The sequence below is a fragment of the Nitratireductor luteus genome (assembly GCF_026162365.1).
GTDB classification, from domain to species: domain Bacteria; phylum Pseudomonadota; class Alphaproteobacteria; order Rhizobiales; family Rhizobiaceae; genus Chelativorans; species Chelativorans luteus.
Genome location: NZ_JAOANW010000004.1, coordinates 22,037 through 36,031 on the forward strand (window position 1 = coordinate 22,037; position 13,995 = coordinate 36,031).

At 61.2% G+C, this 13,995-nt stretch carries 16 protein-coding genes; 13 read left to right on the plus strand and 3 right to left on the minus strand.

Annotated elements, in window-relative coordinates; all coding sequences use genetic code 11:
• The first annotated feature begins 261 nt into the window (after positions 1-261).
• The 5 genes from N1058_RS05305 (at position 262) to N1058_RS05325 (ending at position 6,076) form a co-directional block, all read left to right on the plus strand.
• Entirely contained in the window at positions 262-1,653 is a 1,392-nt protein-coding gene (locus tag N1058_RS05305) for a sigma-54-dependent transcriptional regulator (protein ID WP_265516469.1), read from the plus strand.
• A gap of 243 nt (positions 1,654-1,896) precedes the next feature.
• The gene (locus N1058_RS05310; RefSeq protein ID WP_265516470.1) at positions 1,897-2,649 is read left to right on the plus strand and encodes a carbonic anhydrase; all 753 of its coding nucleotides are present in this window, start codon (positions 1,897-1,899) and stop codon (positions 2,647-2,649) included.
• Positions 2,650-3,037: 388 nt separating this feature from the next.
• Positions 3,038-4,240, plus strand: a complete 1,203-nt coding sequence (locus N1058_RS05315; protein WP_265516764.1) for a PQQ-dependent sugar dehydrogenase — start codon at positions 3,038-3,040, stop codon at positions 4,238-4,240.
• A 40-nt stretch (positions 4,241-4,280) separates the two neighbouring features.
• Positions 4,281-4,613: a c-type cytochrome gene (locus N1058_RS05320; protein WP_265516471.1), complete on the plus strand. Its 333-nt coding sequence runs from the start codon at positions 4,281-4,283 to the stop codon at positions 4,611-4,613.
• A gap of 350 nt (positions 4,614-4,963) precedes the next feature.
• Entirely contained in the window at positions 4,964-6,076 is a 1,113-nt protein-coding gene (locus N1058_RS05325) for a transporter substrate-binding domain-containing protein (protein ID WP_265516472.1), read from the plus strand.
• Positions 6,077-6,152: 76 nt separating this feature from the next.
• Here the strand turns inward: N1058_RS05325 and N1058_RS05330 are convergent, their stop codons facing one another.
• Complete coding sequence (locus N1058_RS05330; protein ID WP_265516473.1) at positions 6,153-6,635, minus strand: Lrp/AsnC family transcriptional regulator; 483 nt, start codon at positions 6,633-6,635, stop codon at positions 6,153-6,155.
• Between the two features lie 142 nt (positions 6,636-6,777).
• On the opposite strand from N1058_RS05330, the gene nhaC reads away from it, so the two are divergent.
• The gene (nhaC, locus tag N1058_RS05335) at positions 6,778-8,298 is read left to right on the plus strand and encodes a Na+/H+ antiporter NhaC (RefSeq protein ID WP_265516474.1); all 1,521 of its coding nucleotides are present in this window, start codon (positions 6,778-6,780) and stop codon (positions 8,296-8,298) included.
• Positions 8,299-8,311: 13 nt separating this feature from the next.
• Here the strand turns inward: nhaC and N1058_RS05340 are convergent, their stop codons facing one another.
• On the minus strand, positions 8,312-8,740 hold the full coding sequence (locus N1058_RS05340) for a hypothetical protein (protein ID WP_265516475.1): 429 nt from the start codon (positions 8,738-8,740) through the stop codon (positions 8,312-8,314).
• 192 nt (positions 8,741-8,932) lie between these two features.
• Between N1058_RS05340 and N1058_RS05345 the strand changes: the two genes are divergently transcribed.
• From N1058_RS05345 to N1058_RS05365, 5 genes are all read left to right on the plus strand, one after another.
• Positions 8,933-10,408: a multicopper oxidase family protein gene (locus tag N1058_RS05345; RefSeq protein WP_265516476.1), complete on the plus strand. Its 1,476-nt coding sequence runs from the start codon at positions 8,933-8,935 to the stop codon at positions 10,406-10,408.
• A gap of 34 nt (positions 10,409-10,442) precedes the next feature.
• Complete coding sequence (locus N1058_RS05350) at positions 10,443-10,901, plus strand: DUF411 domain-containing protein (RefSeq protein WP_265516477.1); 459 nt, start codon at positions 10,443-10,445, stop codon at positions 10,899-10,901.
• A gap of 70 nt (positions 10,902-10,971) precedes the next feature.
• The gene (locus tag N1058_RS05355) at positions 10,972-11,115 is read left to right on the plus strand and encodes a hypothetical protein (protein ID WP_265516784.1); all 144 of its coding nucleotides are present in this window, start codon (positions 10,972-10,974) and stop codon (positions 11,113-11,115) included.
• Complete coding sequence (locus tag N1058_RS05360) at positions 11,112-11,663, plus strand: TlpA family protein disulfide reductase (RefSeq protein ID WP_265516478.1); 552 nt, start codon at positions 11,112-11,114, stop codon at positions 11,661-11,663. Before N1058_RS05355 ends, N1058_RS05360 begins: the two co-directional genes overlap by 4 nt.
• Positions 11,664-11,707: 44 nt before the next feature.
• On the plus strand, positions 11,708-12,403 hold the full coding sequence (locus N1058_RS05365; RefSeq protein ID WP_265516479.1) for an SCO family protein: 696 nt from the start codon (positions 11,708-11,710) through the stop codon (positions 12,401-12,403).
• Between the two features lie 183 nt (positions 12,404-12,586).
• Here N1058_RS05365 and N1058_RS05370 read toward each other — a convergent pair whose 3' ends face one another.
• Complete coding sequence (locus tag N1058_RS05370; protein ID WP_265516480.1) at positions 12,587-12,733, minus strand: hypothetical protein; 147 nt, start codon at positions 12,731-12,733, stop codon at positions 12,587-12,589.
• Positions 12,734-12,897: 164 nt separating this feature from the next.
• On the opposite strand from N1058_RS05370, the gene arsH reads away from it, so the two are divergent.
• Positions 12,898-13,629 (plus strand): arsenical resistance protein ArsH, encoded by a 732-nt coding sequence (arsH, locus tag N1058_RS05375; RefSeq protein ID WP_274709168.1) that lies wholly within the window; start codon positions 12,898-12,900, stop codon positions 13,627-13,629.
• A gap of 28 nt (positions 13,630-13,657) precedes the next feature.
• Entirely contained in the window at positions 13,658-13,978 is a 321-nt protein-coding gene (locus N1058_RS05380; RefSeq protein WP_265516481.1) for an ArsR/SmtB family transcription factor, read from the plus strand.
• Positions 13,979-13,995 lie beyond the last annotated feature (17 nt).

Genomic DNA, 13,995 nt, shown 5'->3' on the forward strand with positions numbered 1-13,995 from the left:
GCAAGGCCACCAATCAAGAAACGGGCCAGAAGGAATATGTTGCCGGCTCCGTTGCGTCCGACGGGAAACCTGTCGCGGCTAAGCGGTTGTTTTCGATGCGAATTGCGGGAGCATGCGGCGGCGGCTGATGCAGGGGATGCGATTGTGCGTCGCGGCGTCGCACGTTCAAGGTGGTGGACTTCAACCACCGCTCGGTGGATATAGCTTCAACCCATAACAATGCCGCCGGCGCGGTCCATATGCATAGGAGGTGTCGCTCGAATGGGCGAGGAGCTGCTGATCATCGAGGACGACGCCATGCTCGGCATCGACCTCAAGCGCCACTTCGAGCGCGGTGGGCGCAGGATAAGGCTTGTCCGCAGCCTGGGCGAGGCAGAGCCGTTCGTCCACGGCCCCGGCTACGAGGGGCTCGTCGTGTTATCCGATCTGCACCTGCCGGATGGCAACGCCCTCGACCTTTTGGAGCGTGCGCGCGAACAGGGCGACACGCGCGAATGGATATTCCTTACCGGTTTTGGCGAGGCGCCCGATGCGAAAAGGGCCAAGCAGCTGGGCGCGTTCGACTTCCTCACGAAACCGATGGACCGCGACCGGCTCGACCGCATTCTCGACGCGGCCTATCGTGGGGCCCGCGCCCAGCGGCGGCTTGCTGACGAGACAACACAGCAGCGCGGCCGCTACAGCCCCGCCGCCTTCATCGGTCGCAGCGAGGAAGCCGCGCGTGTGCGCGACACGCTCACACGGCTCATCCAAGTGCCGCTGAGCGGCATCGTCATCATAGGCGAGACGGGTACGGGCAAGGGCCTTGCCGCCCGCATTCTGCATCACAGCGGCAAGCGCGCCGGCGGGCCGCTCGTCGAGGTGAACTGCGCCGCGCTGCCGCGCGAGCTTCTGGAATCGGAACTCTTCGGCCATGAAGCCGGCGCCTTCACGGGGGCCAAGGCTGCCCATCGCGGGCTGATGGAGCAGGCAAGCGGCGGCACGCTCTTCCTCGACGAGATCGGCGAACTGCATCTCGATCTGCAGGCGAAGCTTCTCAAGGCACTGGAGGACAAGGCGATCCGGCGTCTCGGCGGCGAGCGGACGATCCCTGTTGATGTGCAGATCATCGCCGCGACCAACCGCAATCTGCGCGAACTGGTTGCAGAGAAGGCTTTCCGCGAAGACCTCTATCACCGGCTCGGCGTCTTCCAGCTCGAGCTGCCGCCCCTGCGCGCCCGCAAGACGGATTTGGATGGTCTGGTGGAGGAGTTGATCCGCGAATTCAATGCCGCTTCCGGCAAGCGTGTGCGGCGCGTGCCCGAAGCCGCGCGCAAGCTCCTCGCCTCCTATGATTGGCCGGGCAACGTGCGTGAGTTGCGCAACGTGATGGAGCGCTCGGTGCTCTTGTCGGCGGGCGAGGAACTGCCGGTCGAATGGCTGCAGATCAGGCCGGAGAGCCCCGTCGCGTCGGCTGAATCTGGTGATGTCCTCCGCCTGCCCCTGGATGGTTCGATCAGCTTCGATGCGATGGAGAAGCTGATCATGGAGGCGGCGCTCAAGCGCGAAGATTACAATGTGATGGCAACGGCCCGACGCCTCGGCATGACACGCGAGACGCTGCGCTACCGCATGGAGCGGCATGGGCTGCGACGGGGGAAGACGCCGGCATAGCCGTGTGCAGGGGAATGAGCATGTGGCTCAATTCCCCCACCCGGATGTGGTTCATATCCGCCATTCTCTCTGACCGGATCCGCCGTTGGCGGGAATAATGGTTATTCTCCAGAGCATTAGCCGACTGGCCCACACTTTGCTTGTCTGCAGTTGAGCTGCATCGACACGCCGTCGGTACAGCCAGAGCGGAAACCGTTGGCGGTCCGAACACACCGCAAAACCACTCAGAGGAGAAAAACTGAAATGCATCGGCGTAATCTGATTAAGGGGTTCATCGCACTGGGCGCATGCCCGATCTGCGCGCAAGCGGCCCGCGCGGCGGATACCCATTGGGGCTATGACGGCCAGGAGGGGCCGGAGCATTGGGCCGATCTTGGTTCGAGCAATTTCGTCTGTTCCGGTGGCACCCAGCAATCGCCGATCGACATCGCCGATGCGGTCAGGGCGGACATTCCCGATATCGCCATCGGCTGGCACGAGGGCGGCGGCACGATGGTGAACAACGGGCATACGATCCAGATCAACATGCCCGAAGGCAGCACGCTGCGGCGTGGTGACCATGTCTATGAGTTGCTGCAGTTCCATTTCCACGCACCGAGCGAGCACCATGTGGACGGCAGCGCGTTCCCGATGGAGGCGCATTTCGTGCACAAGGACACGAGAAGCGGTGCGCTCGGTGTGCTCGGCGTCTTCCTTAAGCCTGGTAGGGCCAACGAGAGCTTCGCCGACCTTGCCGCCGCTTTCCCCGCGCAAAAAGGCGAGAAAGTTGAAATCGCCGACATCGATCCCAATGGGCTCCTGCCCGCCTCGCTCGCCTACTGGACCTATGAGGGCTCGTTGACGACTCCACCCTGCACCGAAAACGTCGACTGGATGCTGGCCATGGAGCCGGTGGAGGTGGATGAAGCCGACATCAAGCGCTTCACCGCGCTGTACCCGATGAACGCCCGTCCGGTTCGCGCGCCCAACCGGCGCTTCATCCTTAGTCTGGGCTAAAGCGCGCGCGTCCATTCGGACGCATGTTCTACCCCTTGTTCTTTCCGCACTTACGCGGTCGTCAGGTGATTCCACCTGACTGCAAAATGGCCTAGCGCATCGACCGGGAAGCCTGGACCCGGTGTTCGGAAGGCACGAGAGCCCGTCAGACATGCGGTCTGGCGGGCGATGCCGCGTCCCACAACCGCATACCTGAGCGTCGGACCCCACGCTGCATGTGCTAGCTGACATTTCGCGCCTGATCGCGATTGGCTTGCCGACAGCATTGTCATTTGCCGATTTTCGACCGACAGTATTACGTTGCACTATCGCAATCAGAAAGCTTTGGGAGGAAGCGATGATGGCAAAGTTCGCAGCAACGCTCTCGGTCCTGATAGCATCGACCGCGATGTCATTTGGGCAGCAGCAAACCACGCCCCTCGATCGGCTTAGTTCTTTCAAGACGACCGGAACGACTGAATTCACCGTTATCGAACAGGGAGGAACGAAGGCCGAGGCCCTCAACCGCACGCTTGAGAAGATCAAGCTGCCCGACGGCTTCAAGATCAGTCTTTATGCAATCGTGCCCGATGCCCGGCATATCGCCGTCGGCCCCCAGGGTGTCGTTACCTTCGTCGGCACCCGCAAGACCAAGGTGTGGGCCGTGACCGATCGTGACAAGGATCGCGTTGCCGACGAGGTCAAGGATTTCGCGCCGCCGCTTGCCATGACGATTCCCAATGGGCCGTGTTTCTCGCCGGACGGGGTACTCTACATCGTCGAGCAGAATCGTGTGATCTCCTATCCGGCCGCGGAGTTTTTCTACGAAAGCCCGGACGTGGCCGCCTTCGAGGTGGTCAAACAGGGCGAACTGATCCCGCCGGAAGAGGAAAGCTACAACCATACGGCCCGCGTATGCCGCGTTGGGCCCGATGGGAAGCTCTACATTTCCCTCGGTCAGCCCTTCAACGTCCCGCCGCCGGAAAAACTGGACCTGTACAACAGGCACGGTATCGGCGGCATTATCCGGATCAACCAGGATGGAAGCGGTCGTGAGGTCTATACCTATGGCGTCCGCAACTCGGTCGGCCACGATTTCAACCCGGCCAATGGCGAACTCTGGTTCACCGATAATCAGGTCGACGGCATGGGCGACGACATTCCGCCGGGCGAGATCAACCGCCAGACGGAAGCAGGCCAGCATTTCGGCTTCCCTTGGTATGGCGGCGGTTCGGTGCGGACCGTCGAGTACAAGGACGAGGAAGTGCCGGTCGACGTGGTCATGCCCGAGGTCGAAACGGTCGCGCATGCCGCCGATCTCGGTATGGTCTTCTACACAGGCAGGCAGTTCCCCGCAAAATACCGTGGCGGCATCTTCTCCGCGCAGCACGGCTCATGGAACCGCACCACGCCAATCGGCGCGCGGGTGATGTTTACCGCTATCGATGAAGAAGGTGGCGCCGGTCAAACGGAAGTGTTTGCGGAAGGCTGGCTGGACGAGAACGGCGAGTATCTCGGCCGACCCGTGGATGTCGCACAACTGCGGGATGGATCCATTATCGTCTCCGACGATCTGGCTGGCGCCCTTTACCGCATTTCGTACGGCGAGTAAGGCCGAAGCGGGGCAGGAGCAGACTGGAGGGAGAAAGTGAATGACATCGACATTCAAAGCTGTCTCTTGCGTCCTCCTCCTGGCATTCTGGCCGGTCGCGGCCAGCGCAGGCGACATGGGCACCGGACGTCGTCTTGCGGAAGCGCAATGCCGTACTTGCCACGGGCTCGACGGGATCGCTAAGATTCCCGTCGCGCCCCATCTGGCAGGCGAAAGCGAAATATACCTGCAGGCGCAGCTGAAGGCCTTTCGCTCCGGCAAGCGTGAAAGCGAGATGATGAACGTTGTGGCGAAGAATCTTTCAGACGACGATATCGCTGATCTCGCTGCCTGGTATTCCGCGATCAAGATCGAGGTCGAGATGCCGGAATAGACCTTCCGCATTTCATGGTGCGGCACGGTGGGATCCCGGCGCTCTACAGTGGCCTCGACATGGTCGCAGGCCGACGACAGGCCTGCCGGTTATGAGTGCCCATACTCCTGCCGGTTCGACGCGTCGCTGTCGTTCGTGTCGAGCTGATCGAGATGGCCCTCTTGCATCAGCAGGGCGCCTCTTCCTCGCTTTACAGTTCGTTCACGCATAAACCTGAACTCGATCTCCCCACTTGCTTTCGCTGGCTCAGGCACGGACCGTCAGATATCGTTCAAGTACTATTCGGTATTTATCAATCGAGCGGAGCCCGCTTTAATCGGACTTGCATCCGATGACGAGGGGGTAGGACGATGCGTGGTTCCATGTTCGATGGCTGGCGGAAGGCCTTTCTTGCTGTGTTCGTGCCTATGGGGCTGGCCGGCTTGCCCGCGGCTGCCGGTGCCCAGGAGGCAGCCGACCCGCCGCCGCAGGCGCTAAAGGTCGGGCTCTATGTCAGCCCGCCATTCGTCGTGGAAGAGGACGGCCGCTTTACAGGCATGGCCGTGGAGCTTTGGGAAACGATCGCCGCCGAGCTCGGGCTTCGCTCCGATTACCGGAGCGTGCCGACCCTCGGCGAACTCGTCCAGGCGACGGTTGACGGCGAGTTCGACATCGCCCTGACCAACCTCACGATCACGGAGAACCGCGCCCAGCGCATGGATTTCACCCATCCCTGGTATGACGCCGGACTGCGGATCATGGTCAACGAGGACCAGGGCACCAGCTTCTCGGCCCTGGTCGCGGGCTTGCGGGAATCGGGGCATCTCAAGGCCTATTCCTGGCTTGTCTTCGTCATTCTGACGGCGACGGTCCTCCTCACGCTTTTCGATCGGCAGTTCGACAGGGAGTTCCCGCGCCGCTGGCGCGACGGGCTTGCCGAAAGCTTCTATTCGGTGATGTCGATCGCCACGTCCGGCAGGTCGCCGGGGCGCAAGAACCTTTTCGGCTGGATCGGGCGTATCTGGCAGGGCCTGTGGCTGGTCTGCGGGATCGCGGTGCTTGCCTATCTGACCTCCTCGGTCACCAGCGTCATGACCACGTTGTCGCTCACGAACCAGATCAACAGCGTCGCCGATCTTCCCGGCAAGGCGGTCGGGGTCTTCACCGGCAGCGTAACGGAAGAATATGCCCGGGAAAGCGGCCTTGCCTCACGCCCCTACCGCAACTTGGATGAGGCCGTCGAAGCTTTGATCGACGGAGGGATCGCAGCGATAATCGCCGACGCGCCCGTTTTGGAATACTACGCTCTTCGCAATCCGGATCAGCCCGTCGCGGTGGTCGGCCCAATCTTCGAGCCGGACAAATACGGCTTCGGCCTGCAGCACAGCAGCGACCTCACCAGACCGCTGACAGTGGAGATCATCGGCGCCCACGAAAGTGGCATCCTCGAAGAGTTGCGGGTGAAATATTTCGGCGAACGGTAACGATGGGCCTGTGCATCCGCATCGCTAATGCCACCGTTCCCGCACGGTCAATCGTCACCTCCCTTGCGCCGTGCGCCTATGGCCCCGGCTTCGGAATCGCCAGCGTAATGTCGTCCTTTACGGTCTCCATAACGACATAAGTGTGGGTCTGGAGAACGCCGGGCAATTTTGAAATCACCGCGCCCAGTATCTGCCGATAGGCTGCAATATCCTTGGTCCTGACCTTCAGCAGATAGTCGTAGCCCCCCGCGATCATGAGGCATGACTGAATCTCGGGAACTCTCGCAACGGCCGCATTGAAGGCCTCGAGGTCATCCGAAGTCGTGCCTTTCATCTGGACCTGCACCATGGCCAGATGGGCGACATCCATCGCGGCAGGATTCAGTCTGGCGAAATAGCCCGAGATAACGCCGGAATTCTCAAGTCGCCTCAAGCGCTCCGCACACGGTGTTTTCGTGAGATGCACGCGGCGCGACAGCTCTGTGACCGTCATCCGCCCGTCATTCTGCAACTCCTGAAGAATGCGCAGATCCGTCGTGTCGAGCCGAATTGCTGTCATGACAAATTCCTACTATAAGCTAGAATGGCAGACGTTTTGGCTATTTATAGCGCAAATATGGAGCATAAATCTACAATATAACTGTTATTATCCAGTTTAAAGGGAAAACATAAATCCGAAGAGATAAAGAAGGGAACATGCCATGACTGCACCGGAAAGGGCTTTACCCAGCCTGCCCCTGGCTCTCACACCCGTCTTGCTGACGTTGATCGTTCTGGGCGTACAGCTTTTCTATTTCGACGACTTCACCCCTCATGTCCCACTCGCCATCGGCTTGGCGATCACAGGGCTGGTCGGAATCAAGCTCGGCTTCAACTGGCAGGACATCGAGAAGGGCGTTTTCCACGTCATCCACGTCTCGCTGCCATCCGTCTCGGTTCTCATCACCGTCGGTATGATCATTGGCGTGTGGATCGCCAGCGGCACGGTGCCTACGCTCATCTATTACGGGTTGACCATCCTCTCGCCGCAGATCTTTCTCGCCGCCGCGATGATCCTGTGTTCAGTCGTCTCACTTTCGCTCGGCACATCGTGGGGAACGGTGGGCACTGTGGGTCTCGCCCTGATGGGCATCGGCGCGGGCTTTGGCATTCCCATGTATTGGACGGCCGGAGCGGTGGTTTCGGGGGCGTTCTTCGGCGACAAGGTCTCACCGCTTTCGGACACGACGAACCTTGCACCCGCTGTTACCGGCGTCGACGTGTTCTCTCATATCAAGAACATGATGCCGACGACTGTACCGTCGATGCTGATAGCTCTCGGCATTTATCTCTTCGCGGGATTTGGGCTGATTGACGCCGATGGCGCTTCCTTCGAACGCATCAATGTCATCACCACCGCCCTTCAGGACAATTTCCATATCTCGATATGGCTGCTGCTGCCGGCGCTTCTGGTGATCGTTCTGGCGGTCAGGCGCATGCCGCCTATCCCGTCGCTCTTTGCCGGCGTTCTCGCCGGCGCGGCGACCGCCATGATCGCACAGGGTGTAAGCCTGCATGACACCTTCACCTACGCCAATAGCGGCTATTCCATAGAGACGGGCATCAGCGAAATCGACAGCCTGCTCAATCGCGGCGGCATCCAATCGATGATGTGGACCATCTCGCTGGTGCTCATCGCGCTTGGCTTCGGCGGCGCGCTGGAGAAAACCGGCTGTCTTGAAACCATCATCCAGGCGATCATGACGAAGATCCGCAGCTTTGCCGGTATTCAGTCGGCGGCGATCGGTACCTCGATGGCCACCAACCTGGTCGCCGGCGATCCCTACCTGTCGATCGCCTTGCCCGGTCGCATGTATGCGCCCGTCTATCGGGGCATGGGCTATTCGACGCTGAATCTGTCGCGTGCGGTTGAAGAAGGCGGGACGCTGATCTCCCCTCTGATTCCGTGGAATGCTGGCGGCGCCTTCGTCATCAGCGCCTTGGCGCTGGGCGTCTCTAGCGGGCATATGGAGAACCTGCTCTACATCCCCCTCGCGTTTGCGTGCTGGCTGTCGCCGCTCTTCGGTCTCATCTATGCGCATACCGGCCTCTTCTCTCCACGCGCCAGCGAGGATGAGAAGCGTGGCTGGGCCGAATCCGGTGAAGCCGTGGCAGACCTCAGCGCCCAGGGATGGGTCGACGAGGAGGAAAGTGCCAAGGCCCAGCCGGCAACCGCAGGCTGAGTTCCGGTCATCGTTAAGGCGCCGTGCGCCCAAAGGGACGCACGGCGCTCGATGCTTTTTTATCCGCATGTATCCAGATGTCAGGTGGCAGGCGGGCCGCCTTCAGATCGAATGCCCGAAGATTGTCTGCGACGACGCGGTCATGGACAGCCCGCCCGATCAGCGTTAGTTTCCTTCCATGAAACGGCTGCTGCGTGTCTTTGCCTTCTTGTTGCTTGCGGTTTTCGCTGCGGGCACGGTCGCGCACGCAGCCGCAACGACTGAGATGACGCTTCGCATGGCGTTCGGCGCTGCGGCCGCCGTCGACATGGATGATTGCGATGGCTGTGACAAAACGAGCGACACTGCGACCACCTGCGATCAGAGTTGCACCCAGTCCTTCGCGGCCGTCCTGGCTTCCGAGCCGGCGGAAATAGCCATGCCGACCGTTTCGCTCAGACAATCGGTTCCGCACGATCTTGTCGGCCGAGTGGGCTCGCCCGAACGGCATCCTCCACGATAACCGTCTCGATTTGACGCCGGTGGGACTCGATCCATCGCCGGGCGTCGCTTGATCGCACGGCCGTACGGCCTGCGATGCGAATCGCAACCGCTCCGCGGCTGCGTTATCGGAACCATATTCGGGATGACATAGATGCCTCATCTTCGCGCATCGACGCTTACGCGTCGGACCTTTCTGTCATCGGCCGCGGCAGGCGTTGCCGCCTCGGTGCTTCCGCTGCATGCGGTTGCTGCCGAAATCCCGCTTCCCCGGGACTACAGGCTTCGCCCGGGACCGGGCACCGTTCGGCTGGTGCCAGCGCCGTGGAACGAGACGGATGCCTGGACTTACAGCGGTACGGTTCCGGGACCTGAAATCCGGGTCAGGCAGGGCGATCGCCTGCGCATTGTGGTCGAGAACGGCCTTGCCGAGGAAACGACCGTCCACTGGCACGGTATCCGCACGCCCAACGCCATGGATGGCGTGCCGCATCTGACGCAGAAGCCGATCGCGGCGGGCGACACCTTCGTCTACGAGTTCGACGCCGTTGATGCCGGCACCTTCTGGTATCACCCGCATCAGCGCAGCGCTGAGCAGGTCGGCCGTGGGCTCTACGGCCCATTGATCGTGGAGGAGGCCGAGCCGATCCGTGTGGACCGCGACGTCACCTGGATGCTCGACGACTGGCGGTTGACCAGGACGGCTGCAATCAGCGACGATTTCGGCGGCCGTCATGACATGATGCACAACGGCCGGGTCGGCAACACGGTGACCATCAACGGCCGGGTGCCGGAAAGCTTCTCCGTCCGCAAGGGCGAACGGATCAGGCTGCGCCTGATCAACGCCGCCAACGCCCGCATCTTCGCGCTGGACTTTGCCGGCCACGAGCCGGCGGTCGTTGCATTGGACGGCCAGCCGGTGACGCCTCATGCGCCGGATGGCGGTCTCGTCGTGCTGGGTCCGGCCATGCGTGTCGATCTGGTCCTCGACTTGACGGGGGTAGCGGGCGGCCGCGCCTCTGTCGTCGACCGCTTCTACGAGGGGCTGGAATATCGTCTCGTCGATCTTGCCTACGGCAGCGAACCGCTGCGGCAACGCGCACCGGATTGGTCCCTCGCTCTGCCGGCAAATCCGCTTGCCGAACCGGATGCCGCGAATGCGGTCCGGCACGAGGTGGCCTTCAATGGCGGGATGATGGGACAGATGGTGATGCAGGAGATGGGCGGCAGCATGGGAGGCGACGACACCAGCGGAGGCATGATGGGCAATATGGCCCCGATGAGGGGCATGATGCATGGCGACGGCATCTGGTTCGTCAACGGCGTGGCGGCGGAAGGCCATATCCTCGAACCGATGCTGACGCTTGAGCGCGGCAAGAGCTACGTGCTGGCAATGACCAACGCGACGGCCTGGCATCACCCCATCCACCTCCACGGACATTCCTTCCGCGTGATCGCCCGCAACGGCCGGCCTACACGCTACCGGGAGTGGCAGGATACGGTGCTGATGGCGCCGCGCGAGAAGGTCGAGATTGCCTTCGTCGCCGACAATCCTGGCGACTGGATGTTCCACTGCCACATTCTCGAACACCAGGCCTCAGGCATGATGGGCGTCATTCGCATCGCCTGATGCCGAACCGAAAAGAAACGAAAGGAAGAAGACCATGCGCAGATCGATCCTCACCTTGGCAGCCGCCGCAACGGTCACCGGCGCTGTGGTAGCCTCTGTGCTCTCGCTCCGGCCGGCCGAGGCCCAGGAGGTCATGCTCTACAAGAACCCCCAATGCGGCTGCTGCGAAGGCTATGCCGACTATATGCGGGAAAACGGCTTTACGGTTACCGTGAAGCCAACCCACGAGCTTGTCGCCATGAGCCGCGAGGCTGGCATTCCCGACGATTTCCAGGGCTGCCATCTATCGATGATCGAAGGTTATGCGGTGAGCGGCCACGTCCCGGTGGCCACCGTCAGGAAGCTGCTTTCAGAGCGCCCCGATATCAAGGGCGTGACGCTGCCCGGCATGCCGCTCGGCTCCCCCGGCATGGGCGGCGAAAAGCAGGAGCCGTTCGAGACCCTCGAAGTCTCCAAATCCGGCGAGATAACCGGCGTTTATACGCGGGAATAGGGGAATGTCCGAAGATGGTCGCTCACCGCGGCGCCAGTGGCCAGTCACGGAGGAATGAAAGGAACGCGCCATGATGGGTCAGGGCAGCATGATGGAAGGTATGGACGGTCTCGCGATGTGGGGCATGAGCTTCCTTTGGCTTCTCGTCGTCGCCGTTCTCGTGCTCGGCGCGGCGGCATTGGTGAAGTATCTCTTCTTCGGAGGCCGCAAATGAGCCCGCTTTCGACCATGCTTCGCGCGCTGGTGCTGCTTGTCGTCCTCGCCGGTGGCGCTGCAGCGGAAGGATTATCCACCGTACCCCTGCACTCTGAGCCACAGCCGTTGCCCGAAGTTTCCTTCACGGACGCGGCGGGCGAGCCGGTCACCCTGCAAAACTGGCGCGGCAAGGTCGTGCTTCTCAACATCTGGGCCACGTGGTGCGCGCCGTGCCGAGAGGAAATGCCGACCCTTGACCGCCTGCAGAGACGGCTCGGCGGAGATCGGTTCGAGGTGGTCGCCCTGTCCGTCGATCGGGCGGGCGTAGACGTCGTGCGCAAGTTCTTCGATGAGATCGGGATAAAACACCTCGCCATCTTCATTGATCAGGACATGAGTCTGCTTCGCGAGCTGGCAATCTACGGCCTGCCCGCCACGCTCCTCATCGATCCGGACGGACATGAGATCGGCCGCCTCGCAGGTCCGGCCGAATGGGACGCACCGGAAATGATCTCCTCTTTCCAGGACATCTTGAACGAGTATCGAAAGGATGACGAGAAGCCATGAAGACTGGAGAATTGGTGAATGCAAAGGCAGCAACTCGGACGAGCATGCTGCATAAAGCTGTGTTCTTCGTCTGGTTCCTGGCTGCTCTGACAGTGGCGACGTCGGCCCATGCCCACCACCCCGGAGCCGACCTCGATGAAGTGATGGGCAGCAAGGAGAAGTACTTTCAGGCCGTTGATGAGCCGAATGCGCCCGCTTTCGAGCTGGCGGACGCCGACGGCAATCCTGTCCGGCTTGGCGACTTCGCCGACAAGATTGTCGTTCTCAACTTCATCTTCGCAAGCTGCACCGATGTTTGTCCGCTTCATTCGGAAATGATCTCGCAGGTGCAGGAGATGGTGAACGATACGCCCATGAAGAGCATGGTGCAGTTCATCAGCGTCACGACCGACCCCTCCGTCGACACGCCCGACGTGATGAAGGCCTATGGATCCGCCCACGGGCTCGATCCCGTCAACTGGGTGTTCCTCACCATCAGACAAGGCCAGACGGAAGACGCGACACGGAAGCTCGCCGAGGAGTACAACTTGCGTTTCGAGCCGCTCGACGAGGGCCAGCAGATGCATGGGGTTGTCACCCACATCATCGACCGCAATGGTCGTTTTGCGGCGAAATTCCACGGCCTGCGCTTCGACCCCGTCAATATGGTCCAATATATCAACGGGTTGACGAACAACATCGAGCGGCCGGGAGATGAGCCGCAGAAAAATCTCTGGGACCGTTTGAAGGAATGGTTCTGACCTCCAGCCCCATGTGGCTACGGCAAGAACCGCCGGTTCAAACGACAAAGTCCCATCTGTGAACGTCCCTCAGGCGCGAGGGGAATTTTGGGAGAGCGCAAGCACGGGGTCGGATGCTTCCTCCTCGGTCGCCCACCTGTCGTTCAATTCCAAGAAATACAGCGCATCTGATTACGGACTCGATTACGACCGCCACGGTGCAAGCCGTGGCGGAGCGCGCGTGTCGGCAAGGCCGCATCCGTTCAGATAATTGCCTTCCGCACTCTCGACGACGACTTGGCCGCGGTCCACGGTGGAGGAGACGTCGTTCAGCGCTCTATCTCCTGTCATATAACGCTTTTCCAGCCCGTCTATGCGTCCCCCTGGGCGGCAGTACTCAATTTCGACATTTGTCGAAATAGGGTTGACTGCGCAATCTGGCATCATTACTCATATTTCGACTTTCTTAGAAATATAAGTAATGCGCCACCGAATGCGCGCCCAGCAGGATAGACATGACTGAATCCACTCTTCCCATGGATACGTTCCCCAACATCATCGACAAGCAGTTCCGACAAATCGATCCAGCAGCATTGTTCGAAACCTCGCGTTCGACCCACGCCCCCCGCATTCTCATGCTCTACGGCTCATTGCGTGAGCGCTCCTATTCCCGGTTGGCGACGGAAGAAGCGGCGCGGATCCTTCGACGCCTCGGGGCGGAGGTGCGCATCTTCAATCCCGCCGGTTTGCCGCTGCCGGACTCGACCTCGGCCGATCATCCGAAGGTGAAGGAATTGCGTGGGCTATCGCTGTGGTCGGAGGGGCAGGTCTGGTGCTCGCCGGAGCGCCACGGATCGATGACCGGCATTATCAAGGCGCAGATCGACTGGCTGCCGCTCTCCATGGGCGGCGTCCGGCCAACCCAGGGGCGCACGCTCGCTGTCATGCAGGTCTGCGGCGGCTCGCAGAGTTTCAACGCCGTCAACCAGCTTCGCGTCCTCGGCCGCTGGATGCGCATGTTCACCGTTCCCAACCAGTCTTCGGTCGCCAAGGCTTTCGCGGAGTTCGATGAGGCAGGGCGGATGAAACCGTCGCCCTATCACAGCCGCATCGTCGATGTGATGGAGGAGTTGATGAAGTTCACGATGCTCCTGCGCGACTGCACCAGCTATCTGACGGACCGCTACTCTGAGCGCGTGGAGAGCGCCGAGGAAGTTTCAAGGCGGGTAAGCCAGCGCTCGCAGTGACGACAATGGGTCCAGTAGGACAATTCCCATGAAACACGAAAAAGCCGCCGCACAACTCGAAGCTCTGGGCAATCCGACCCGGCTCAAGATTTACCGCATCCTGGTGCGGGCCGGAGAGGAAGGGATGTCCGTGGGGCAGGTTCAGGGCAAGCTCGGCGTCCCTGCCTCGACATTGTCGCACCATTGCAAGCGCCTGTGCGAGACCGGGCTGGTGAGCCAGGAGCGGCAGGCGACGACGCTTATCTGCCGGGCGAACTACCCTGCGATGCAGGCACTGTTGGGCTATCTCGCTGATGAGTGCTGTGCGGATGGGACCTGTCCGCCCGTTATGCGCACACGAGCGCCCTGAAGCCTGCTTTTTATCCT